We start from the raw sequence: 24,170 nt of genomic DNA on the forward strand, positions 1-24,170 counted from the left end.
CGCGACCCGTTGGTGCACCCAACTCCAATCGTAACGGCAATTCCTGCCGCTACGCGACCCGTTGGTACACCCAACTCTAATCGTAACGGCAATTCCTGCCGCTGATATGAACGAAACCTGTCAAATCGAAGCGCCTAACGGCTGTCGGTATGCAGGTTTCTCCCATTTTCGGGCACGCCGTGCCGTTATTCGGCCAGTTGACGTAGGTCTCCGTCGCTAATACTTTCCCATAACAAAAAAAAACGTTACCCTCTAGTGGACATCGGCCGTTTTTTATATTTTATGCTTCAAACCTGCAGTGCATTTCTGTCCAGCAGCTCTCTCATCGATTCGACGCTTAGATCGTTGTTCAGTAGTTCGGGAACCGGGATCGATTGCATTCCGTCCTTCTGAAAATTGGAGCTTTCGAGATGGTAGCCATACTCCTTGACCAACATGTACATCCGGCAGAACTTCTCTGCCGCGTCGATGGCCCTGCCTAGCGATACGAACTCGGGCAAGCTTGTTGCCGAAGCTGAGAGGGTTAACGCGGGAGCCGATCGTAAGATGAAACCCGTCTCCCTTCTCCAATACGAAGATATCGCTTTCCGAGCAAGGAATCCGATATTTAACCGTCATCATCTTCAACTCCTTTACCGGAAGAAATACGACTTCCGGTAAGGATTATTACACTCTCCGGGCGATGATGAAACGGTCTTTCTTCGGCGGAATACGCGATGCGAAAATCATCGTAACCAGCCCTTTTCAGCATTTCTTGAATTACCATGACGTTCATGGCATTATCATCCACGATCAATACGGTCATCTTAATCTTGTCTCCTCGGCGAATCGTATATCGTGAAAGGGGATGAGCCCAAACAACAAACGCGAATAAGGAATGAGCAACGGACTTCCGTCCTCATTCCTTATTCCCATTTGCTCCCGAGCTTAATGACGAGCCATGACCAAAACTTTACCATCGTCTAATTCCGCCTCGTACATGCTCGCCTCATAGGAATCAAATCCCATGGATTCGATCTTGCTGCGAAGGACGTCCCCGCGATTACGAAATAAGTTGGCTACCGTTTCGAACATGCCTTCCTCCGAAATTCCGACCTTATTCGTATCCGCGACTTCCGCCAATCGATCTGTCTGATCTCTTTCATGAGCTAGCACGTAGATTTCCTTTTCCGTAAATCCTTGGCGATGAAGATTGTTCACCACGTCGTATGCTTCCAGTCCGTTATTTACAAGTTTAGCATATGCTTTCATTGTTTAACTCCTCCTCTATTGCTTTTGTATGCTTCTTATTAAACTCTTCCCTCTTTGATGAAACAGAAAAACTGCCTATAGGTTGCATGGATCCGAGAAAAGATCCAACGAAACCAATTTCCCTCTATCATCGACAAATACTTTGAGCGCTTCCGCCCCTTTTACGACACCCCAGCCGTCATCCGCCGCGAATTCCGTTTTTCCAAGCGCATGTCTTAAGCTTCGATTGACCATCGCAATATCATGGCCATTCAAATTTGCCTTCTTCGCGGCAGCCGTAATCTGCACGAAGGAAACCGCTCCGTCGCACATCCCGACATTTTTCCCATCCGCATAACTCCAAATCTCGCATTCATTCCGCCACTCGTCAGAATCAATCTTGCTTGGGCTGCCCCATGTCCCCTTCACCTCGAAAGCCTGATCGCCTAACCCAATTCCTTCGAGCTGCCATTGCTTATGGATAGGCTCCGGATTGACAGCGCTAGAAGTAGCCGCAGGGGCGGGGGCAGCTGCCGCTGAAGCAGCAGCAGGAGGAGCTCCCCCATTCACGATAGAGGAAAGCAAGACGAGCCATGGTATCAACATCTTAGATCCCTCCTTTCTCGTAAGAGTGGGATTGCTCTCGTTGTTGCTTCCAGCCTTTCTGCATGCCCATTACAACTCGAGAGCCTAAAGCGGCCCATTGCAACCAGGATGGCGCGATGTTTTTTCCTTCAATGGAAGCCGCTTGTTTCCGAATCGAGTGGGTGAAGCTATTGGCGGCCTCCCTTGCCGTGCCCGTTACTTCGCTTAACAGTATGCCTACATCCTGTACGGCATCGAACAAGGGGTCCGTGGATTGCAGCTTTCCTCTAATATCATCCGTGACCGCATTGACGCTTTCCGCTAATTTCTTAACTTCCCCTTGCAGTCCTTCGACGGTTTCCTTCACTTCCTGCATGGCGGATTGCGCGGTGACAAGCGATCGTTGCGCGGTCTTTAATAGAGAGATCAGAAACCCGCACAGTACGACAAAAGCCACCATCGCAATCGCTATGCTCCACGTCATTACATCGTTGTTTTCCAAGTGCAGCCCTCCCACCTCTAATGTATCGTTATATCCTTTCGTTACCCATGGCATAAGTACTGTGAAACAATTCCAGCTGAACACTAGGACAAGTCATCTGGATAATGGTTGCAGGATATTCCTTTTTCAGGTAAAGTAGGCTTTAGCATAAGTCCTCTATCTCCTCTTCAAATGACTACCGGGGTAAAGCTCAACTATTGAACGAAACATTACGATGCTGCCTACATCCTTGAAAAAGAACCTCTAACCGATACAGACGCTTCCCTACGCTTTCGCGATTTGGGAGGCGTCGTTTTTTTTCACGGAGGTGATTGAAACTTGTCCAGTTGCGTTTAATGGTAGTCAGTTAACCCTGCGGGGGAACACATCAATTAAACGGAGGTTGATCCTATCATGAAAGCATTATTTCTTGCCGGAGGTTTAGGAACCAGGCTTCGCCCCTTGACGGAACATCTTCCGAAGCCGATGGCCCTGGTGGGTAATCGCCCTTGGTTAGAACACCTGCTTATGCATTACAACGAACAAGGCGTAAACGAATTCGTCATTGCCGTCAAACATTACCGCGAGCTGATCGAAAGCCATCTAGGCGATGGTTCCAAATACGGAGTCAGAATTGATTACGCCGTCGAGAAGGAATTACTCGGGACGGCCGGCGCGATCAAGAACGCAGAACATCTACTGAACGACCGATTTATCGTCGTGAACGCGGATATCATTCACCAGGTCGATCTCAAGTCCGCCATGAAATTCCATGAGAACCACGGCGGGGCCGTTACGATTTGCTTGACGGAAGTGGACGATCCTTCCCACTACGGAGTCGTCGAGCAAACCGGCAACGGCCGAATAACCCGTTTTATCGAGAAACCGAAAAAAGAAGAGGCACCGTCAAATCGAATCAATGCCGGCATATACATTATGGAACGGAGCGCGCTGGACTTCGTGCCTGCCGGCAGATCCGTATCGATCGAGAAGGAGACGTTCCCGCTTCTGATCGAGAACGGCAGAGGCGTATACGGCCATCCCATCGGAGGATATTGGATGGATATGGGGACCAAGGAGCGTTATCGCCAGCTTCATTGGGACTTGCTCGATCGCCGTTTCCCGGTCAAAATCGATGGCAAGGACATGGAGGACAAAGGCATCTGGCTCGGAGAAAACGTACGCGTCGGTCAAGGAGTATTATTCGTTCCTCCCGTCATGATCGGAGATGACGTCACGATCGGAGATCGCGCGATTATCGGTCCTTATGCGGTAGTGGGCAAAGGAAGCCGAATTGGCAACCAGGTTCGTTTATCCAATTCCATACTGTGGGATCGTTGTAAAATTCGCGGCGGCGCACAGCTGAACGAATGTATATTCGGCTCCGGCATGCAGGTCGGTCCCCATATTTTGCACGAAGCTGTTTGCAATCGTACTCTGGAGGTGCAACGCAGATGAACAACCGTCTTCCTCAGATCGCTTACGTAAGTACTTATGTTCCTAAGAAATGCGGACTTGCTACTTATACCCACCATTTGCGCGAGGCGATCACCCACGCTAAAGGCAATCGGTCGATCGATCCCGTTATCACCATGTGCAACCCGGATGAGCGTAGCGACTACCCGGAGCCCTGGATGTTGCCGCTCATTAAGCAAGATCCGGAAGATTACAAGAAAGTAGCCGATGCGATCAATCAAAGCTCGGTGGATGTCGTATCCCTTCAGCATGAATTCGGAATATTCGGCGGCGAGGCCGGCTCTCATATCATCGATTTTTTGCGGCGCGTGAAAAAACCGGTCATTACGACCTTTCATACCGTTTTCGAGCATCCCGTTGCTCCCTATGCCGACGTGCAGAAGGAAATCGCGCGTTGGAGCGATCATAATCTCGTCATGAACCGCAAGGGAATCGGATATTTGCACGATAACTTCGAGGTGCCGTTCGAGAAAATAACATTCATTCCGCATGGGACTCCGGTGCCCAACCGTGCGGACCGAGTAAACGTTCGCAGGGCAGCCAAATGGGAGAACCGCAAGGTGTTATTCACATTCGGATTGCTTGGACGCAGCAAGGGAATCGAGCTGATCCTTCGTTCGTTAGCAACCGCCGTTCAGGCAGTTCCGGAATTGCTCTACGTCATAGCGGGCCAGACTCATCCCGAAGTGCGCAAGCATGAAGGAGAAGCTTACCGCGAAGAACTCATGGAGCTGATCATGGAGCTCGGACTGAAGCATCACGTACAATGGATGAATGTTTACGTGCCGGAAGAGCAATTGGTCTCCCTAATCTCCGCGTGCGATTTATATGTCACGCCTTATCCCGGGATGAGTCAGATCACTAGCGGTACTCTTGCCTATGCGGCAGGGTTAGGCAGACCGATTCTATCCACCCCCTATGTGTATGCCAAGGATTTGGTTCAGGGGCATGAAGAGATGTTGCTTCCGTTCGGCGATGTGAAGGCGTGGAGCTCAAAATTGATTGAATTGTTTACGTATCCGGGGATGTTGACCGAATGGGAACGCGTCATATCGGATATCGGGCGAAGTATGCATTGGCCGCATGTGGGGGCGCAACACTTGCGGTTGTTTCAACAAGTCATCTTGAAGCAGAGAGATAAGATTGCCGATGTCGGCTAATGACGCGTTTATCCGTCCGGAGGCGAGACCCTCCTTCGCCCATCTGCGCCGCCTGACGGATGACACGGGATTATTAGAGCACGCGCTTGGAAGAATCCCTCGCCGACGCGAGGGATATACGACCGACGATAATGCGCGAGCGTTATGGACGGTCACGGAATGGCTTTCCTTCCATGACGATAAAGCCGTAGGACCCGAAGATCGTGCCGAGCTTAATCGTCTGGCCGATATTTATTTGGCATTCATGCTTTGGTCGCAAGACGATGACGGCTGGTGGTTAAATAATTTCGCTTATGACCGAACGCTCGAGCCAGAAGAAATCTCGCACGATTGCCAAGGCCGGTCGATATGGTCCTGTGCCGACGCATGGATCCGCCTCGATGGCCACAAGGGAGAAACCGCGAGAATCATCATAGAGCGGGCGCTTCCTACGCTTGTCAGAATCGATTCCCTTAGGGGTCAAGCGTTCGCGATGGCAGCTTGCGCCCACTTGCTCGAGGCTTCGAGGAATGGGACGATTGAGTTACCCTCGAATATCGAAAACGAGCTTAACCATCATCTCATCAGGCTGGAACAATTGTTAAACGGAGCTTTCCGCCATTTCTCCGATGATAACTGGCGCTGGTTCGAGCCGGCGATGACTTATAGCAACGGAGTATTGCCTTGGGCCATGCTCAGAACCTATCGATATACGGAGCGTCCGGAAACCTTGCAAACGGGTTTAGATAGCTTGTCTTTTCTACTCGAAGTCATGACCACCGAAGACGGACATCTGAGACCGATCGGTAACGAGGGCTGGTGCACCTCTGATTCCGATAATATAAGCATGTGGGACCAGCAACCGCTCGAGATGTTCAAGCTTGCGCTTGCTTTGGAAGAGGCTGTATTGACTACCGGACTAGCCGAAAAGGATCAGAGCTCGCGTTTGGTAGGCAGCGCTCAGGGTAAAGCGACTTCGGACTCCCACTCTCGGACGGAAAAGGGGGCTTACGTTCAGCATGCCTTGTTAGACCGCTCAGGATTTAGTATCGGGAGTAAATCGCATTATCGCTCGGTAAGAGACCAATGTCGGGAATGGTATTACGGCGCCAACGATCTGAACGTGGCGATGGTCGATCCGGAGGACGGCAGCTGTTGCGACGGTCTTACGAAGCACGGTCCCAACATTAACTGCGGAGCGGAAGCAACGATCTCCTACTTGATGACCGAAGCGTTGTGCCGTCGGGAATGATGAAAAAAAAAGCTGTCCCAAAGTGAATTTACTTCGGAGCAGCTTTTTTTTCATTGTATTTTTTCAGAAGGGTATGTCTATTAGATCGAATATGATGGGCTTCCCGCATGCTTAGAGATAACAGATCGCCGCTTACGCCAAGTTGTTCAGGCGATGTCGGTCCGCCGACCTTCAAGAGTAACTGCTTAATCGCATGCTCACCGGGTATCCGATCGATTTCCTCCAGCAACGTTTGACGATGCTCCTCGGGAAACAGCTCGGGAGAATCGATTGCCAAGCCGTGGTACAATCGTGAAATTTCAGCGCAGGCTACCCCTACCTTGGCACCATGCAAGATTTGTCTTCGGCCGAGCCTCATGAATTCCATTTCCCAATAGTGGGACAGATGATGCTCGGCTCCCGAGGCTGGATGAGACTGGCCGAACTTCAGCATCGCGAATCCCGATTCGATAAGCGCGCGCGTCAATATTTCGATTCCCTTCGGGCTTCGCTTCTCGATTTCTTCGCAATTGTCCACGCAAAGTTGCAGGGCGTGGCGGGTTTGCTCCGCCACTGCCTCCGAGTATGGCTCGCCGCCCGCAAGGCTGCCGAACTTCCAGTCGAACAAAGACGTATATTTGCCCAGCATGTCTCCGAAGCCGGCTGCGATCATGCCGTCCGGCGCTTTCGTTAATAAATCCAAATCCGCGAATATAGCGGAAGGACCGATTGCCGCGATCGTCTTCTTCTCTCCGCGAATAATCAACGGGGCGCCTATAGAATTAAAACCGTCCACCGACGGCGCAGTCGGAACCGACACGAACGGAATGCCCACTGCATATGCCGAGAAACGGGCAATGTCATGCAGCGTTCCCGAGCCGACCGCAAGTACGATTTCAGCGGAGCTTTGTTTAAGATCTAGCTCTAGTTGAACGACTGATGCCTCGTCGGCAATCACGTCGCCCTGCTTGTCCGGATTGATAAGAGTGATACAGACGTTCATGCCCGCATTTTCGATAAGCTGACCAAGCACTCGCCCGACGACTTCGAAAGTGTTGGAATCCGCTGCGATGGATATCCTTTGGAGCCTATTTCTCAGCAAATAAGGAGCTACTTGCCGGATGGCTCCGGCTTCGATGAGAACGGGTTCAATAATTGACATTTTGTTTCCCCCTCTGTAAGCAACTCGCTCCGCGGAGCGGAATAGCGCCGCCTGGCGGTCTTATTTGCCCAAAACTCGCTCCGTGGAGCGGAATAGCGCCGTGTGGCGGTCTTATTTGCCCAAAACTCGCTCCGCGGAGCGGAATAGCACCGCCTGACGGTCTTATTTGCCAAAAATCCGCTCCACGGAGCGGAATAGCACCGCCTGGCGGTCTTATTTGCCCAAAACTCGCTCCTCGAAGCGGAATAGCACCGCCTGGCAGTCTTATTTGCCCAAAACTCGCTCCTCGGAGCGGAATAGCGGCGCGGGGCGGTCTTATTTACCCAAAACTCGCTCCGCGGAGCGAAATAGCGCCGTCTGGCGGTCTTATTTGCCCAAAATCCGCTCCACGGAGCGGAATAGCGCCGCCTGGCGGTCTTATTTTCAACAGCTAGTCCTGTTTTCGTCGCAGTTTGTTCAGCGCTTGAATGAGATCGTCAGGCAATGGCGCGCTCACTTGCTGCTTATCTCCTGTCCATGGGTGGCTCCAGATGAGACGCTCCCCGTGCAGAGCTTGCCTGGAGATGACTCCCCGTTTGCCCCCATATAGCCCGTCCCCGGCAAGAGGGTGATTAATCGAGGACATATGCACCCTGATCTGATGCGTGCGTCCCGTCTCCAAACGCAACCGTACGAGAGTATGGTCCGACAATCGTTCCATTACCTCGTAGTGAGTCACCGCCGGATCGCCCGTATCGCTCACCCGGCGGCGGGTGGAGTGATGGCGATCCTGGCCGATCGGTTTGTCGATTCGGCCTTTATTGCCTTCCACGTATCCTTCCGCTAATGCCACGTAAATGCGCTCGATCGTTTTCTCCCGCATCGCCTTGTCGTATTGATAGTGCGCGAATTCATTCTTGGCGTAGAGGACCGGACCTGTCGTATCCTTATCTATCCGATGAACGTGGCGAATCCGCACGTCCTGGCCCGACATCTCATAATAAGCGGCTACCGCGTGAGCAAGCGTCTTGCGCTGGCCCTTTTCGCTCGGGTGCACCTCGATGCCGGCAGGCTTGTTTACGATTAGCGTAAACTCGTCTTCGTACAAAATATTAAGCTCCATCCAATCGGACGGAAAATCCCGTGTCTCCCTTGGGAACAAGTGCAGCCGAAGGCTAGGACCGTGCAACACACATCCGCGCGTTTGCAATAGCTTGGTAACGAGCTTGGGAGGTAAGGGCAAATGTCTGCTAATAACGGACATCGGCGCTCCCGTTAGCTGGTCAGGCAACCGGATATCCATCCATTCTCCCTTTATGCGCCCCATGGGCAATAAAGGATGATGTCCTCCACCGCCGCTTACTCTATTGCTTCCAACGCGACTCGCGGGAGCACCGCTGCTGCCGCTCCGTTTAGGTGCCGTTCCACGCTCGTTCGGCTTCTTGATATCTTCCGCCCGCTCCCTGCTAGCCGGACGCTCTCCTTGCGGTTTGCGATCGTTGTATTTTTTAGGCGCGCCCGTTCCCGCGCCTGAACCTGAACTCCTTAACGTTCCCGAGCCGCCTCTATCCCTGCGCCCGTTTCTTTCGTTCCCGCCAGCTTGTTTCGGACCGCCGCGCTGCCGATTTCGTCCTGCTCCACTCATGCCGTATTTCCTCCGATTCCATTCCGCGCCCTGCAGCTATATGCATGGCTTTGCCGACCAATATACGGGAACGCCTATTCAAAGTCAACCCTTAGGAAGCCTCGGACGAGAAATGAGGGGTTTATTATATTCGTGTTCCGAAAAATGATTAAATATGGCAGAGCAACCAAACGACGGCATTCCGGCCTGAAAATCCGCCACTTTTCCCTTTCGACTATCATAGGAACATCTGCCGTTATTAGACGGATAAACTCGACTGCTCCCGCTTTCGTTTAAACAAGCCATTTTACAACAAAATAACACCGTTGCCACATTCTTACTTTAGATATAACGTTGATATTAGGGGATTGTCCCCCTTAAACATGACCCCGGGAGGTTTTATCGAGATGGACTTGAACGCCGAAGAAGTAGTTGTGGTTGAAGGATTGGAAGCGGATTCAGAAGTTGAAGCAGTTGCTGAAGAAGTAGAAATCGCGGCGGAAGAAGTTGAGATTGTCGCGGAAGAGGTTGACGCGGTAGAAGCAAGCGCGGATGAGGAAGAAGCCGCCGAAGAAGCTTCCGAAGAAGTTATTGCCGAGGCAGAAGAAGCTGTCGAAGCGGAAGAAGCTGAAGTTACTGCCGAAGCCGAAGCGGATGAGCCTGCCGAAGCCGAAGTTGCCGCGCATGAATCCGAATCTTCCGACGAGGAGTCGGAGTCGGTCGCTGACTAATTTATCCGGTTGATCGAAGGGGCTTTCCCGCCAGGTCTGAGAAGACCGTTACGGGAAAGCCCCTTGCCGTTAGCCGCGATTGCGGAAAAAGCTGCGGAGAGCCCACTTGCGCTCATGACGTTTCATATAACGCGGCAATGAACGGAATAGTTGACGGCATTCACGGTACGCGTTAGCCGCTTCCTCCGGTTGTCCCAGGCTCTCATATACCGAGCCTAGCCGGTAATATGCTTCGCAGGAGGAAGAATTAACGGTCTTGAATTCCTGCAGATAAGAGATGGCTTTAACCGGATCCGATTTCGAGAACGATTCGGCGAGACGCAAATACGGCTGACCGTACTTAACCCTAGGGCTTATGGACAGCGCGAGCCGCATCTCCCGCTCCCCATCCTCCGAATTTCCCAATGCAAGGGTGCAAGTCCCCCTGTCGCTCCAGTACTCTGCGGAATGATCCATCTGATTCTCGATTCCGAGAAGGATTTCTCGAGCTTGATGATACTTCTTGCTCTCGATTAATAATCGCGCGAGTTCGGATTTAGCCGAGACGTCATGAGGACTTAGATGGAGCTGGCGCTTCCACTTCGCGATGGAATTACGCCTGCGGAACGGACGTACTAAACTCGGCGATAACCCAATAAACCGTCGTTCCAAAACATAGATAATGATAAGCAACACCAGGATCGCTATGAACGGACTTCCGAACAACCAAGTTAAACCGATGAACAGCAATATTTTACTCATCAGATACTAAGCCCTCCATTCTCACTTATTTGGTGTCCAAGCCGCACCGTATTCTCGTCATTATTTCGATGGCCTGACGCGTCGGGTCGCCTCGGCTTCCAGCGGATTGTCCGGCCAGTAGTGCTTGGGATAACGCCCCTTCAAATCCTTCCTTACCTCGAAGTAGGCGTTGCTCCAGAAGCTGGCCAAGTCCCGCGTCACCTGCACGGGTCGCTGGGCCGGGGACAACAGATTCAACGTCAGCGGCACCCTGCCTCCCGCGATGCGGGGAGTTTCCGGCAAGCCGAACAGCTCCTGCAAGCGGACGGATACGGTTGGCGCATCGATGTCGCCGTAATCTATCGGAACCCGGGAACCGCTTGGAACCGTCCAATGGGTCGGCGCGCTGTTCTCCAGTTCCCGTCTTTGCTCCCAGGATAACATCGACTCCAGTAAATCCTTGAGGTTCAACCTCTGAAGATCGGAACGGCTCTTCATCCCTTCTAAATAACCCGCCAACCATTGCTCTATAGAACCAATAAGTGCATCGTCCGTCAAATCCGGCCACGAGGAATCGTGGTGACGGATAAACACGGTCCGCTCTTGCAACTGACGCGCCGCTTTCGTCCACGGCAGCAGCTCCAATCCTTCCAAGCGAATCCCCTCAAGCAGAGCTTGTAACACCTGATCCGCAGGCGGACGGCTCAGTGGCGTTTCCTCGACTGGCAACGCCCCCAGCTTCTTGCGGGCGCGACCGCGAACGGACTTCGAAACGGTATCCCAGTAGATTTGCGTTTCCGTATGCAATTCATCTTGCAGGTTAGCTTCCAATTGCTCGAAGTCGACTGGGGCGGCCGCGCGAATCCGGCTGTCAGATCCCTTATCGTCTACATCCGCCACGACGATCCATGGCTCGTGGGCAAGCGCCTGCCCGAAGGCGAACTCTGCGCCCCTGCCTCCGCTAAGCAGGTATTTGCCATTGTCCCTGCGATTGCCGATTCGGTCCGGATACGCGAAAGCGAGCAACAGTCCAATATCGTCAACAGACGATTCGGAAGCCGAAGCGAAGCCAATATCCAGTTCCCGTCGCAGCCGCTTGACCTCTTCCGTCAATCTTCGCCTCGTTCCTTCTTCCACCGCGTATGCTCCCCTGCCCCGAAGAGCCTCCAACCTAAGTCGAATGTCCACATTCGCAGCTCTTCCCTCATAGCGGATAAAATCCCGTTCACCCAAGATTACGGCAAGCTCGCAACCCATATCGCCAAGGCCGAGCGGCATTGCCCGAAGCAGCATATGGGCCATTCGCGGATGTTTGCCGAACTCCGCCATCAGCTTGCCATGCGGCGTAACCGTTCGTCCGCTCTTATCCAACGCGCCTAACTGAATAAGCAAATCCCGTGCTTGCTGCAACGCCGGCGCAGGAGGCGAGTCCAGCCATTCCAGCTCATCGGCATCCTGCACCCCCCAGACGGATAGCTCCAATAGAAGCGGAGCCAAATCCGCTTCCAAGATCTCGGGCGAGCTGCGCGGAGACAAGGCTTGCTGCTCCTCGCGGCTCCATAAACGGTAACATGTTCCCGGCATGAGCCGTCCGGCGCGCCCCCGCCTCTGGTCCGCCGAGGCGGCGGATACCGTCAAGGTCTCCAGTCGGGACATCCCCGTACGCGGCGAGAATCGGGACGTACGCATTAAGCCGCTGTCGACGACGACCGTAATGCCCTCCACGGTTAAACTCGTCTCCGCCACGGAGGTCGCCAGCACGACCTTTCGCTGCTCCGGAGGCAATGGCGCTAACGCTTGATCTTGAGCATCCGCCGTTAGACTCCCATGAAGGTGAACGATCCGAACCATTGAGGCCTCCGGCAGCTTTCCTCTCAGCTTCGCTTCCACGGACCGAATTTCTCCGACTCCAGGAAGAAAGACGAGTACGTCTCCCTGATGCGAACGCAGAGCATCCGCAATTGCTTGGGCTACCGTTTCTTCCATAGGAACGCTAGCCATCTTTGGGCGATATATCGTCTCCACGGGATAGCTGCGTCCCTCGCTTCTGACGATGGGAGCTCCGCCAAGCATGCCCGCAACAGGTTCAGCCTCCAACGTGGCGCTCATGACGAGCAACTTCAAGTCATCGCGCAACAAAGCTTGTGATTGCAAGCATAGCGCCAAACCCAAGTCCGCCTGCAGGCTCCTCTCATGGAACTCGTCGAAGATAACAAGACCGACCCCTTCAAGAGCGGGATCGGCCTGCAGCATTCTCGTGAGTACGCCTTCCGTTACGACCTCGATCCGGGTGCGGGAGCTTACCCTCGTATCCATTTTCACCCGGTAGCCAACCGTTTCCCCTACCTGTTCGCCAAGCTTATCCGCCATATATTTAGCCGAGCTGCGAGCGGCAAGCCTCCGCGGCTCCAGCATGATGATCTTCCTATCGGCAAGCCACGGTTCTGTTAGCAATGCCAGCGGCACGCGAGTGGTTTTGCCGGCACCCGGCGCCGCAATCAGAACCGCATTGCGATTGTCGGCGAGCGATTGCCGCAACTCGGGAATTACCGAATCTATAGGTAGATTAGCCTTTGTTATCACGCCAAAAGTCTCCTTCATCACGTCGCTTTGAGAACAGCTTACCATTTTCCGCGACGGTATGAAACCGACTATTCCACCTTGAATCTGGCGATTCGGCTTTGGAGCTCCTCGGCCTCCTTGCTTAGAAGCGCCGCCGAAGCAATAATTTCTTCCATCGACGCGAATTGCTCCTCCGTACTATTCGTGACGCCGCGGGCTCCGGCCGCCGTTTGCTCCGTAACCTCGCGAATGCCTTCCATCGCCTGCGATGCCGCGCTAGACCGTTCGGCCATATCCGCGGAACGCCGGATCGTTTCCTTGACTTGAAGCGCCACCTCAGCTACCGCGCCTTCGATTCTGGCGAAAGCTTCGTCTGCTTGCCGAACGATCTCGATGCCGATCGATACTTCCCGGTACCCTGAATCCGTCGAAGCCGCAACCTCGTCCATCTCATCGCGAATGTTATCCGTGATCGAACCGACTTCTCCCGCGGCTTGGGCGGTTTGTCCGGATAATTTGCGAACCTCTTCCGCAACCACCGCAAACCCTTTCCCCTGAATGCCAGCTCGGGATGCCTCGATGGACGCGTTAAGCGCCAGCATGTTCGTTTGCCTCGCGATCGTAGAAATCACGTTGGCGGTACGATTGATATGAGCCGTCCGCCCGGCCAACCGTTGTACCGCGGAAGCCAGTCCGTCCATCTGCCCGCGGATCGTTTCCATCTGCCGCATCGCTTGTCCGATCGAATGCTTGCCCGCGGTTGCGGCTTCAAGAGCAAGCATCGAACGATCGCTGACAATTCCGGTCGCATTCTCGATTCCCGCCGTCGAAACGAGCATATTTTCCATTTCCGATACTCCTTGATGAACGTTCAGCAACTGCATTTCCGAGCCTGAAGCAATCTGCTGAATGACCTCGGCGATTCCCTCGGATAAGCCTCCCAGCTTCTCGCTATGATTGCGCAAGCCTTCCGCCGCGTTCGCCACTTGACCCGCATTGGAGCCTGCTTGTCGGATGAGCCCATGCAGATTTTCCTTCATCTCATTGAAGGCATCGGCCAATTTACCCAGCTCGTCGCGATTGCGCACCTGGATTCGATCCCCCGTCAGATCACCGGAAGCAATCCGACTTGCGGCTGCCACCAAACTTTTCATCGGTCTAACGATCATGCGCGACAGCAGCCAGCCAATGATGACCGCCAGCAAAAGCGCTAGCAAACTTGCTCCCGCTAAGATCATGATCGTCGCGTATACCCGATCCTGGTTAGCGACTTTAGCTTCGCCCATCCATTTTTGTTCGCTTTCCTGTATGCTGATGGCTGCTTGGCTCATCGTGTCTGTCGTCGGAACAGCCCACATTTCTGCTTCGGAGCTTGCCAATTCCGGCTTACCTTGATGAACGTAATCCGTAACCTTGGCTACCAACCGGGCGAACGTCTGATTAGATTCTTGCAAGCTTTGGGCCTCTATGCCCACGCCGTTTTCCAAAGTCGAAGCCGACAACCTGACAATTTCCTCCTCCAACTGCCGGTTCACCATACCAAGCTCTTGCTCCAACGCCTTGTCCGGCTTTACTAAATAGCGGAACAACAAGCCTTTCTGACTTTCTGTTAGACTATGTATTCGGGCAACGCTCGTCAGAACTTCGGCTTGATGATTCAATAACCTTTCCGAGGATTGATGAATACGTTGGATGAATAGATAGGACAACATGCTTGTTAATGCGACGATGAGCGATATCGCCACGAAAGCCCCGATTAATTTTCTACTCATATTTATTTGACCTCCCCACAAGATGAAAGCGTCTACAATCTCACGCATGAAAAAAGACTGTCGACGAAAGTTTCTCCCCTATGGAAGGTCTCGATCGACAGCCTTTTTCCCTTATCATGCGACTTATTTCTTCGCTAAATATTTACGAACATCGAAAGCTACGGCAGCAACGATGATCAAGCCCTTGATAATCAATTGCCAGTTCGGATTAACTCCGATAAACGTCAAGCCGTAGTTGATGACGCCGAAGATCATAACGCCGGCCATAACGCCTGGCACGGTTCCGATGCCCCCGGTCGTCGATACGCCTCCGACCACGCAAGCCGCGATGGCGTCGAGCTCGTACATGTTGCCGTAACCGTTGGATGCTCCGCCGGATTTGGCCGCTTCCAGCACGCCGGCAAGTCCGTATAAAGCTCCCGCGATGCTGTAAATCCACAGGAGATTGCGACCGACGTTGATTCCCGAGACGTGCGCCGCTTGAACGTTGCCGCCGATTGCGTACATATTTTTGCCAAGTCTCGTTTTATTGAAAATGACCCAGCATATGATAGCGACTACGATCGCGATGATGACCAAGTAAGGCAAGCTGAACGAACCAATCTCGATCGTGCCCGAGCCCCATTGCGTGAAGCTTGAACGCAGCCCGCCTATAGGTTGGGAATTGTTCGGCGGCATATCGAAATACAGAGAATTGACTCCCAGAACGATAACCATCGTCCCTAGAGTTGTAATAAATGGCGGCACATGAAGCTTGGAGATGATAAGACCGTTGATGAGGCCAACGAGAAGACCTGCAAGAACAGCTAGCAAAACAGGATAAATAATAGGCAACTCCCCTAAGTTTGGAAAAAACTTCTGAGGATAATTCGATAACTGAACCATGGAAGCGGAGATAACCGCCGACAATCCGACGACGCGTCCCGCGGAGAGGTCGACTCCCCCCGTAATGAGTACGAATGCCGCGCCAAGCGCGATTATCGCTTTCGTCGAGTTCTGATGCAGGATGTTCGTTAAAGTACTCAAGGATAAGAAGGACGGGTCCGTTAACGTAATGCCGATGATGAGAACGGCAAGCACGAAATAGATCGCGTAATCCGTCAGGAAAGCATTCATTCTTTTTATCGAAACGTTCATGTTGATTCCCCCGATCAAGCCGTATGTTGGGCAGCTAGCCGCATGATTTCTTCTTCCGTGGCCGTTCTGCCGTCCACGATACCGGTCAAACTTCCTTCGCTCATAACCATGATCCGGTCGGACATTCCGAGCAGCTCGGGCATTTCCGAGGATATCATGATAATGCTTTTGCCTTGCGCGGCTAGGTCCGCGATGATGGAATAGATCTCGAATTTGGCGCCGACGTCGATGCCCCGGGTCGGCTCGTCTAACAACAAGATATCCGGCTCGGTCAACAGCCATCTCGCCAGCAAAACCTTCTGCTGATTCCCCCCGGACAAATACCTTATTTGCGTCTTCATAGACGGCGTCTTCACGCTCAACCGTTTAATGCTGCTGTCCGTGTCTTCGCGGCGCTTGCCGTCTTCCAACAGGAAATAAGGCTTCTCGTACTTCTTCTGATTAGCGACTACCGTATTCTCAAGCACCGACAGTACGGGAAAGATGCCGGTGACGCGGCGTTCTTCGGTTAGTAAAGCCATTTTATATCGAATCGCATCGATTGGCCTGCGGATCTTGATCGGCTTGCCGCGCAGGGTCAATTGCCCGGACGATACCGAGCGAATGCCGAATAGAGCTTCGATCAGCTCCGTTCTCTGAGCGCCTACCAATCCGCCGACGCCGAGAATTTCTCCTTGCCGTAGATCGAACGATACGTTGCGGAACGATTTAGCTAAAGGCGAAGTGAAGTCCTCCACCCGCAAGAGCACGTCCCCTGGAATATTAGAGCGTTCCGGATACCGTTGGGTCAAGTCGCGCCCGACCATTCGGGAAATAATCAAATCGGTCGTCAAATCCTTGGCTTCCCAAGTACCGATTTTCTTGCCGTCGCGCATGATCGTCACTTCGTCGGAAATGCGCAAGATTTCTTCCATTTTGTGCGAGATATAGATGATCGCGACTCCGCGCCGCTTCAAGCCCTCGATAATTCTGAACAAATGCTCTACTTCGTTGCCCGTCAAGGAAGATGTAGGTTCATCCATGACGATGACCTTGGCATTGTAGGAAACCGCCTTGGCGATCTCAAGCGATTGAATCTTGGAAACCGATAATTTGCCGGTTATCGTATCCGGCTTAATATCCATGTCCAGCTCCTTGAACAGCTTCTCGGTATCGCGGAACATTTTCTTGCCGTCCACGAAGCGGAACGGTCCGATTCCGCGCAAAGGCAATCGGCCAAGCCAGATGTTCTCCATGACGTTTCGATAAGGAACAGGGTGCAGCTCCTGATGGATCATGGAAATTCCGCTGTTAAGAGCCGCTTTGGAATCGGGCAGATGGAGCTTCTCGCCATTCATCCGGATTTCGCCGGCTTCCGGGGAATAGATTCCGAATAGGCATTTCATCAACGTCGATTTGCCTGCCCCGTTCTCGCCCATTAGCGCATGCACCGTGCCTGCACGAACGTTCAAAGTCACGTTATCCAAAGCCTGCACGCCCGGAAAAGACTTCGAAATCCCTTCCATCTCCAGCAGATATTGCGGTGTTGTCATTATGTTCACGCCCCCTGATGACGGTTGTATCGGAACAAGCATAAACGGCTGCCGCCGTCCTTTGGATGGCGGCATAGGTTTATGTCGGTGACGATTCAGAAATGGATAGCGAAATTTTATACATTCTGAATCGTAGGAAAGGCGGGGTAAGCGACGCAAGCCTCGATCGCCCCCCGCCCTATTCCGTTTACTTGGCGTCGTTCATATTGTCTTTCGTGATTTTCTTATAAGGTACCCATACGTATTTGCCGTCCGTGATGTCGTAACCCGCGTTTTCCTTGGTTGGCGTTTCACCTTTGGCAAGAGCCGCCGCAAGATTCAATGTCGCCGCGCCTTGGTTCTTCGCGTCGTTAAGCACGGTACCGAGCAACGTTCCGTCGGACAGCGCTTGCAGGGCAGGAGCCGTTGCGTCAACGCCTACGACCGGCATGAACTTGTTGTCTTTGAAATAACCGGCTGCTTTGAGCGCTTCGATCGCGCCAAGAGCCATATCATCGTTGTTGGCAAGTACGGCTTCGATCTTGTCGCCATGAGCGGAAAGGAACGTAGCCATCTTATCCTGAGCCTTTACGCGGTCCCACATCGCCGTGTCTTCCGCGAGTTTCTCCACTTTGATGCCGGCATCCTCGATCGCTTGAATAGAGAACTTCGTGCGAAGCTCGGCGTCTTGATGTCCCGGCTCGCCCTTCAGCATGATATATTGCAATGTGCCGTCCTTGTTTTTGTCCATTTCCGGATGCGCTTTCCAGTAATCGACTAGCAGCTCGCCTTCCATGGAACCGGATTGCTCCGCTTTAGCTCCGACATAGTAAACCTTATCCCATTTCTTCATGTCGTCCGCAAGCGGTTCGCGATTGAAGAAAACGACTGGGATCTTGGCTTTTTGGGCTTTGTCGATGATGACGCCGGCTGCCGTGCGATCTACCGGGTTGATAGCCATCGCATCGTATTTCTTGGAGACGAAAAGGTCGACTTTATCGTTCTGCGTCGGTTGGGAATTCTGGCTGTCGACGATATCGACTGTCGCTTTGCCCGTCGCCGCATCCTTAATCGAGTTACGCACGCCCGTCATGAACGTGTCGTCGAATTTGTAGATGGCCACCCCGATCGTATTGCTGTCGCCGCCCGCTCCCTCGTTGCCGCCGTTTTTCTCGTTGTTGCCGCAACCTGCCGCCACTGCAGCCAGCATTGCCCCTATCGCTAGTACGGGAATAATTTTCTTTTTCATGTTGCTTTGACCTCCTCGTATCTGTTCAATAATGTTTACTGGTCGATTATGTCTCAAATAAGAGGGAAAGCGAATTCAATATTCTCCTCATTTCTATAAAAATCCTACTGAATTATCTACGATATTCGATATTCGATGTTCGATATTCGTAGTCGTTACTGAACGAAAGGAAACAGCATCTTCTGATTATCGGACCAGAACATATTCTCGGCGTCGATTACCTTCGTTCCGGTGTCAATCTTCTTTGCCACGCTCTGTTTACCCATGGCCTCCACGGCAGTCTTTACGCCTAAATAGCCCATGCTGAACGGATTCTGTATGACGGTCGCTTGGATGACCCCTTCCTGCAGCCATTCCAATTCCTCCGGCGTATTGTCGAACGCGACCAGCTTGATGACGCCATCCTGTTGCATGTTGCGCAATTGCTCCGCCGCGCCGATCGAAGCAACGGCGTTCAAAGCCAATATCCCGTCGATGCTGCCGTGTTTATCCAGCATTTCCTTCGTGACTTCCCCGCAACGCGAGGAATCCGAACTGCAATATACAGACTCCAGCACTTGCATGTCAGGCGCGTTCGCCCATTCGTCCCGAATGCCCTGCTCCCGTTGTTCCGCGTTCCGCGAGCCTTTCACGAAGTTCAAAATGATGAACCTGCCTTTGTAATGCGTAAGCTCCATCATTTTCATTGCCGCTTGCCGTCCCGCTTCATAGTTGTCGATGCCGATAAAGCTCGTTACCTTCGGCGAATTCACTTCCGACTCTATCGTAACGATAGGAATGCCGGATTTATCCGCCTTGTCCACCGAGCTTGCCAGCTTCTTATAATCGTTGGCGGCTAGGATAAGCCCGTCCGTTCCGTACGCCACGTATTTATTCACTAGCTCGATCTGGGTATCCGCGTCCGACTCGTTCGTCGCCCCGTCGAAGATGAGCCTCACGTTAAACTCTTTAGCAGCCGCTTCTGCGCCCATTTTAACGGTATTCCAAAATTCGCCCTCCTTGTTCTTGACGATAAGGGCGACCTCCTTCTGTTGATCCGGAACGGGATGAATTTCCCCGCCCCTGGCGCAGGAGACGAGTAACGGAATCAGCAGGAACGTTAGGATTCCCGATAACGTTGCTATCGATCTCTTCATGATTCCACCCCTTCTTGCACGCAAGGCAACCATACGCTGACGATAGTGCCTTCTTCGCGCTCGCTTTCGATCTGCAATCCGTATTCCTCGCCGTAGTTCAAGCGGATCCGCTCGTGAACGTTCCGTAGTCCGATACCCGATCCTTCTCCGTTACGACCAAGGTCAGTAAGCAAATCCCTTAGCTTGTCCGGCGCTATGCCCAACCCGTTATCCTTGATCTGCAAGCACAGCTTCTCATCCACGACCTTTGCGGAGATACGTATAAAACCATCCTCGGCGCTAGGTTCTATGCCGTGATAGATTGAATTCTCCACGAGAGGCTGCAGCACCAGCTTCAGCGTCTTGCACGCAAGCGCCTCTTCCTCCGCCTCTATCGCGTATTCGAATTTATTTTTGTAGCGCATTTTCTGGATGATCAAATAGTTTCGAATATGCTCCAGCTCGTCAGCTACCGAAATAAAACGCTCTCCCTTGGAAAGACTGATCCGGAAAAACCGCGACAACGAAGTGATCATGGTGATAACGTCTTCATTTTTCCCGGTTCCCGCGAGGCGCACCACCGAATTCAGCGTATTGTACAAGAAATGCGGATGGATCTGCGATTGCAGCACCTCAAGCTCGCTCTTGCGCTTGGCTTCCTGCTCGTGAATGTTTTGTTTCATCAGCTCGCGAATCCGATTCACCATGAGGTTAAACCTTCGGGAAAGCCTTCCGACTTCATCGTCCCGGCGAATCGGGATATGGATATCGAAATTCCCGCGCTCCACCATTTGCATGGACTTCTCCAGTCGTTTGATCGGTTGGGATATTTTCGCGGACATATAGAGGGTGATCAGGAGCACGAAAGCCATGACGGCTAGCAGCAGCCACAGAAGGAATGTACTGATCTCTTTGCGGGTCGTGACGATTTCATCCATGTAAGAGACGCCGACGATCTTCCAGCCGACGTTGTTAACGGTCTGTATGGTGATCAGCCTGTCCACTCCGGTTGAATCGTCGAAATAACTTCCGAACGTATATTTAAGCGCCTGCTCTACGTTCTCGTACTTCAAGCCCGCATAAATCAATTGCTGCTGCGGATGGTAAATGATATTGCCCGCGGAGTCGTCGATGATATACGCGTACCCTTTCTGCCCCAGCTTCACGCTTCGGGACAGGTCGTCGATCAACTTGAAGTTGGCGTCTACGAGCAGGACGGCGTTGATCTCTTCCCCGTTCGCCGTCTTCAGCTTAATTCCCTTGCTCATGGACACGACCCATTTATATTCGCCCTTAAATAGGTTCTGCACATGCGGCACCGAGAAGCTCAGATGGTTCGGGTTCTCGATCGCGGACCGAAACCAGTTCTGGGAGGTCAGGTGCGTATTCGAGCGCATGTCCGCCGAAGGCAGCGCCGTCATCCGTTGCCCCGCTTCTGTGAAGAGCGCGATCGTAACCAAATCTTCGCGCGTATGGAAGATCGTATCCAATCGTTCGTTCAACAAATCGTTCGGTAATTCTCCGCTGGATTTGATCTGGTTCTCTACGGAGGAAAATATGGCGGTCATGCTGCGGATGTAATATTCGAGATTGGACGCTACCTGATAAATAACCTGTTGGTTGCCGAGAGAGGTATTGTTCTCCGACATGCGATTGAATTTATTGTAGAGGACGATGCTGACGAAGAAGACGACGAGAACCGTCATAACCGTGAAGGAAGCGGCGATGAGGAACTGGATGCTCTTGAATCGGTAAAGCCGGATCTTGGGGCCTCTCACGGCGCTTCTCCTCTCGCTCTATTGCGATAATCCTTGGGCGATATGCCGACTTGTTTCTTGAAGCTAAAGCTAAAATAATTCGGATCCGCGTACCCGACCGACTCCGCGATTTCGAAGGTTTTCCGATCGGTCGTGAGGAGCAATTCCTTGGCGGCTTCCATTCGGACGTGCAGCAAGTAATTCACGTAGGTCATCTTCGTCTCCCGTTTGAAAATGCTGCTGAAATACCCGGAGCTGATGTGCAGATGCGCGCACACCTTAGCGATGGTAATCTCGCTATCCGAGAAATGCGCTTTCGTGTACGCCCGGGCCTGCTCCACAAGCGAATGGTAGGCGGTTTGACGGTCATTGGCGATACGGCTCATCATCGAGGCGCATGTGGAAACGACCCAATCTTTAGCCTCTTGAAGGCTATCGAACTGGGTGATTTCCTGAAGCCAGTTCGCATCGCTGTTCAGCCGATCGCCCAAATCCCGGCTCGGCTCCTGAAGCGCCTTCAGCATAGCGGTCACGATCTGAAGCAAGAATATCTGCGCATCCCGAAAGGAGCATGACGAGCCCGCGAACATGAGCGGCGAGAACAGACTGTCTACGATCGATTCCATTTCTTCGGAAGAACCCACCTTCAGGCAGCGCAGGAACGCCTGCTCTTGAAGTTCATCTAATCGAATCGGAGAGGCGGATCTGCTTTCCACGTCCTCGATCGCGATCACCCGGTTGTTGCCCAGCAATATCCGGTAGTCTAGCGCGGCCGCGGCGTCCGCGAAGGAAAATTTGACGTCCGAGAGCTTCGGGGTTACGGTGCCGGTACCGATCGTGACGCTTCGCTTGATGTATTTCTCCACGTTCTGGCGGATTTCTTCAAGCAGATTAGAGCTATTCCCGCGAACGGCGTCCGGATCGGCCTCGTGGCTGATCCCAAGCCACACGACGCTATCGTTATGCTGGAATACATAACCCTGCGCGCCGTGGCGCGTTACGATTTCCTCCGCTATATTCCGAACGGCGAAGCTCTGCAGCTCGAAATCGAAGCGGCTTCGGTTGGCGTCTTCCGCTCCCCTCTCCAGCGCGGGATTATCCAATTGCATGACGGATACCATATAGGAGTTGCCTTCGAACGACATGCCATAATGCTCCGTTTTCTCGCGGATTTCCGTTGACGTAAGCCTTCGGGTCATAAGCGATACGAGAAACTGCTCCCTTAAAACGGGAATGCTCCGGCGATAATGCTCCTGCAGGGTGTCTAAGTTCTCCCGCTCGGCCATCTCCTCGTCCAGCCTTCCCTTCACTTTGTGCAGGGCTTGCAGCAGATCCCCGGCAGAGAAGGGTTTAAGGACGAACTCCTCTATGTTCAGGTGGATGGCTTTGCGCGCGTATTCGAATTCATCGAAGCCGGTCAAGATGATAATCTTGGTAGAAGGGTAGACGCGACGGATCTGCTCGGATAACTGGAGCCCATCCATGAAGGGCATCCGGATGTCGGTCACGATGACGTCGGGAATCGACTTCTCGGCCATCTCCAACGCTTCGCGGCCGTTCTCCGCTACGTCGGTAACCTGAAAGCCGTTTGCCTCCCAGTCGATTTCGCTTAACACTCCTTCACGCACATCGGCTTCGTCGTCCACCAGAATTAATTTGTACATAGGGATTATTCCTCTCCAAAACAGCAAGAATACGTTTTCATATGGCAATAGCATAACACAGCTTTTGTCGCGGATGAACTGCTCCCAGGAGATCCTTGCGTCTACAGCTGTACGAATAAGGGGTCGCCCGCGATTTCGCGCGGGCAACCCCCTGTTATGAAGCCTCTTCCGGAGAAGTCAAGACGATCTTGCCCTCCACGAGCTCTAGCTTCACCTTGTTCGTATCCTTAACGCCGATGGATTCTAAATAGGTCGCGGGCACTTGCAGCCGTCCCGCCTTGTCGAGAATCGCATATTCGACGTGCGACTCTTCCTCCGGCTGGACGATTCCCCGCTCGAGCTCTTCGAGCTCCTCCGCATACGATTTACGCCGCAGCATTTCGGAGGAAATCTTGCCGTCGCGAATGGCGACGACCCGGTCTACCTTCTTCGCGAGCAGCGGATCATGCGTAACGATGACGATGGTGATCCCGATCGTCCGATTCAGCTCGCGGAACAAGTCGAGAATCTGGTCTGCCATCCGCGAATCGACGGAGCCCGTTGGTTCATCCGCCAGCAATAGCTTCGGATGGTTGGCAAGGGCGATCGCTATAGCGACGCGTTGTTGCTCGCCTCCGGACAATTGATGAAGCTTGTTGTTCTTTCGGTGGGTTAGCCCGACCGCCTCCAACAGCTCCAACGCGCGAAGCCGTTTGCGCTTACCCTTGAGCAGAATCGGCAGCTCGACGTTCTCTAGCGCGGTCAAGTAGGGAATTAAGTTGCGGGCGTTATTCTGCCATACGAAACCGACGCTCTCCCTCTTATACCGAACTAAATCTCGTTCGGTCATCTTCAGCATGTTCTTACCGTCGATCTCGAGCGTTCCCGCCGACGGACGATCCAGTCCGCCGAGCATGTTCAGCAGCGTGGACTTGCCGCTTCCGCTGTTGCCGATAATTGCCATCAGTTCTCCTGTTTCTATTCGCAAATCCAAGCCCTGCAGCGCGAACACTTCGAGATCGGCCGCTTTGTATATTTTGACCAAACCTTCGCAATGGATCATCGA

The 24,170-nt window shown here is 52.9% G+C and carries 21 protein-coding genes; 4 read left to right on the top strand and 17 right to left on the bottom strand.

The annotated features are described in order from the left end of the window. Positions 1-287: 287 nt before the first annotated feature. The 5 genes from E2980_RS12840 to E2980_RS12860 form a co-directional block, all read right to left on the bottom strand. Positions 288-443: a hypothetical protein gene (locus tag E2980_RS12840; RefSeq protein ID WP_167747108.1), complete on the bottom strand. Its 156-nt coding sequence runs from the start codon at positions 441-443 to the stop codon at positions 288-290. Between the two features lie 164 nt (positions 444-607). Then, the gene (locus E2980_RS24460) at positions 608-805 is read right to left on the bottom strand and encodes a response regulator (RefSeq protein WP_205699970.1); all 198 of its coding nucleotides are present in this window, start codon (positions 803-805) and stop codon (positions 608-610) included. Positions 806-927: 122 nt separating this feature from the next. After that, positions 928-1,251, bottom strand: a complete 324-nt coding sequence (locus E2980_RS12850; RefSeq protein ID WP_135152576.1) for a YflT domain-containing protein — start codon at positions 1,249-1,251, stop codon at positions 928-930. Between the two features lie 75 nt (positions 1,252-1,326). Then, positions 1,327-1,836: a hypothetical protein gene (locus E2980_RS12855; RefSeq protein WP_135152577.1), complete on the bottom strand. Its 510-nt coding sequence runs from the start codon at positions 1,834-1,836 to the stop codon at positions 1,327-1,329. 1 nt (position 1,837) lies between these two features. Further along, complete coding sequence (locus tag E2980_RS12860; protein WP_167747109.1) at positions 1,838-2,317, bottom strand: DUF948 domain-containing protein; 480 nt, start codon at positions 2,315-2,317, stop codon at positions 1,838-1,840. A 393-nt stretch (positions 2,318-2,710) separates the two neighbouring features. Between E2980_RS12860 and E2980_RS12865 the strand changes: the two genes are divergently transcribed. The 3 genes from E2980_RS12865 to E2980_RS12875 are packed head-to-tail and all read left to right on the top strand — an operon-like array spanning position 2,711 to position 6,163. Then, positions 2,711-3,754 carry a nucleotidyltransferase family protein gene (locus E2980_RS12865; RefSeq protein ID WP_135152579.1) on the top strand — a complete coding sequence of 348 codons (1,044 nt, stop codon included), beginning with the start codon at positions 2,711-2,713 and terminating at the stop codon, positions 3,752-3,754. Continuing rightward, the gene (locus E2980_RS12870) at positions 3,751-4,932 is read left to right on the top strand and encodes a glycosyltransferase family 4 protein (RefSeq protein ID WP_135152580.1); all 1,182 of its coding nucleotides are present in this window, start codon (positions 3,751-3,753) and stop codon (positions 4,930-4,932) included. Before E2980_RS12865 ends, E2980_RS12870 begins: the two co-directional genes overlap by 4 nt. Then, the gene (locus tag E2980_RS12875; protein WP_135152581.1) at positions 4,922-6,163 is read left to right on the top strand and encodes a hypothetical protein; all 1,242 of its coding nucleotides are present in this window, start codon (positions 4,922-4,924) and stop codon (positions 6,161-6,163) included. Before E2980_RS12870 ends, E2980_RS12875 begins: the two co-directional genes overlap by 11 nt. Positions 6,164-6,191: 28 nt before the next feature. On the opposite strand, the gene E2980_RS12880 is transcribed toward E2980_RS12875, so the two are convergent. Both E2980_RS12880 and E2980_RS12885 read right to left on the bottom strand, forming a co-directional pair. Beyond that, entirely contained in the window at positions 6,192-7,304 is a 1,113-nt protein-coding gene (locus E2980_RS12880) for a sn-glycerol-1-phosphate dehydrogenase (RefSeq protein WP_135152582.1), read from the bottom strand. 430 nt (positions 7,305-7,734) lie between these two features. Then, complete coding sequence (locus tag E2980_RS12885) at positions 7,735-8,928, bottom strand: RluA family pseudouridine synthase (protein ID WP_135152583.1); 1,194 nt, start codon at positions 8,926-8,928, stop codon at positions 7,735-7,737. Between the two features lie 386 nt (positions 8,929-9,314). On the opposite strand from E2980_RS12885, the gene E2980_RS12890 reads away from it, so the two are divergent. After that, on the top strand, positions 9,315-9,638 hold the full coding sequence (locus E2980_RS12890; protein ID WP_135152584.1) for a hypothetical protein: 324 nt from the start codon (positions 9,315-9,317) through the stop codon (positions 9,636-9,638). Positions 9,639-9,707: 69 nt separating this feature from the next. Here E2980_RS12890 and E2980_RS12895 read toward each other — a convergent pair whose 3' ends face one another. The 10 genes from E2980_RS12895 to E2980_RS12940 all read right to left on the bottom strand — a co-directional run bounded on the left by E2980_RS12895 (position 9,708) and on the right by E2980_RS12940 (position 24,167). Then, positions 9,708-10,379: a tetratricopeptide repeat protein gene (locus E2980_RS12895; RefSeq protein ID WP_135152585.1), complete on the bottom strand. Its 672-nt coding sequence runs from the start codon at positions 10,377-10,379 to the stop codon at positions 9,708-9,710. Between the two features lie 60 nt (positions 10,380-10,439). Beyond that, complete coding sequence (gene hrpB, locus E2980_RS12900) at positions 10,440-12,941, bottom strand: ATP-dependent helicase HrpB (RefSeq protein WP_240703018.1); 2,502 nt, start codon at positions 12,939-12,941, stop codon at positions 10,440-10,442. A gap of 68 nt (positions 12,942-13,009) precedes the next feature. Next, positions 13,010-14,692: a methyl-accepting chemotaxis protein gene (locus E2980_RS12905; RefSeq protein WP_167747110.1), complete on the bottom strand. Its 1,683-nt coding sequence runs from the start codon at positions 14,690-14,692 to the stop codon at positions 13,010-13,012. A gap of 123 nt (positions 14,693-14,815) precedes the next feature. Next, entirely contained in the window at positions 14,816-15,829 is a 1,014-nt protein-coding gene (mglC, locus tag E2980_RS12910; RefSeq protein ID WP_135152587.1) for a galactose/methyl galactoside ABC transporter permease MglC, read from the bottom strand. Positions 15,830-15,843: 14 nt separating this feature from the next. Next, positions 15,844-17,361, bottom strand: coding sequence for a sugar ABC transporter ATP-binding protein (locus E2980_RS12915; RefSeq protein WP_135152588.1), 1,518 nt, complete (start codon positions 17,359-17,361; stop codon positions 15,844-15,846). A gap of 187 nt (positions 17,362-17,548) precedes the next feature. After that, the gene (locus tag E2980_RS12920) at positions 17,549-18,589 is read right to left on the bottom strand and encodes a galactose ABC transporter substrate-binding protein (RefSeq protein WP_135152589.1); all 1,041 of its coding nucleotides are present in this window, start codon (positions 18,587-18,589) and stop codon (positions 17,549-17,551) included. Positions 18,590-18,744: 155 nt separating this feature from the next. Further along, complete coding sequence (locus E2980_RS12925; RefSeq protein ID WP_167747111.1) at positions 18,745-19,725, bottom strand: substrate-binding domain-containing protein; 981 nt, start codon at positions 19,723-19,725, stop codon at positions 18,745-18,747. Beyond that, complete coding sequence (locus E2980_RS12930) at positions 19,722-21,410, bottom strand: sensor histidine kinase (protein WP_135152637.1); 1,689 nt, start codon at positions 21,408-21,410, stop codon at positions 19,722-19,724. Before E2980_RS12930 ends, E2980_RS12925 begins: the two co-directional genes overlap by 4 nt. Before the next feature lie 68 nt (positions 21,411-21,478). Then, positions 21,479-23,125 (bottom strand): response regulator, encoded by a 1,647-nt coding sequence (locus E2980_RS12935; protein WP_135152591.1) that lies wholly within the window; start codon positions 23,123-23,125, stop codon positions 21,479-21,481. 154 nt (positions 23,126-23,279) lie between these two features. Next, entirely contained in the window at positions 23,280-24,167 is an 888-nt protein-coding gene (locus tag E2980_RS12940; protein ID WP_135152592.1) for an ABC transporter ATP-binding protein, read from the bottom strand. Between the last annotated feature and the right edge of the window lie 3 nt (positions 24,168-24,170).

Origin of the sequence: Cohnella luojiensis (assembly GCF_004564235.1) — a bacterium.
Classification (GTDB): Bacteria; Bacillota; Bacilli; order Paenibacillales; family Paenibacillaceae; genus Cohnella; species Cohnella luojiensis.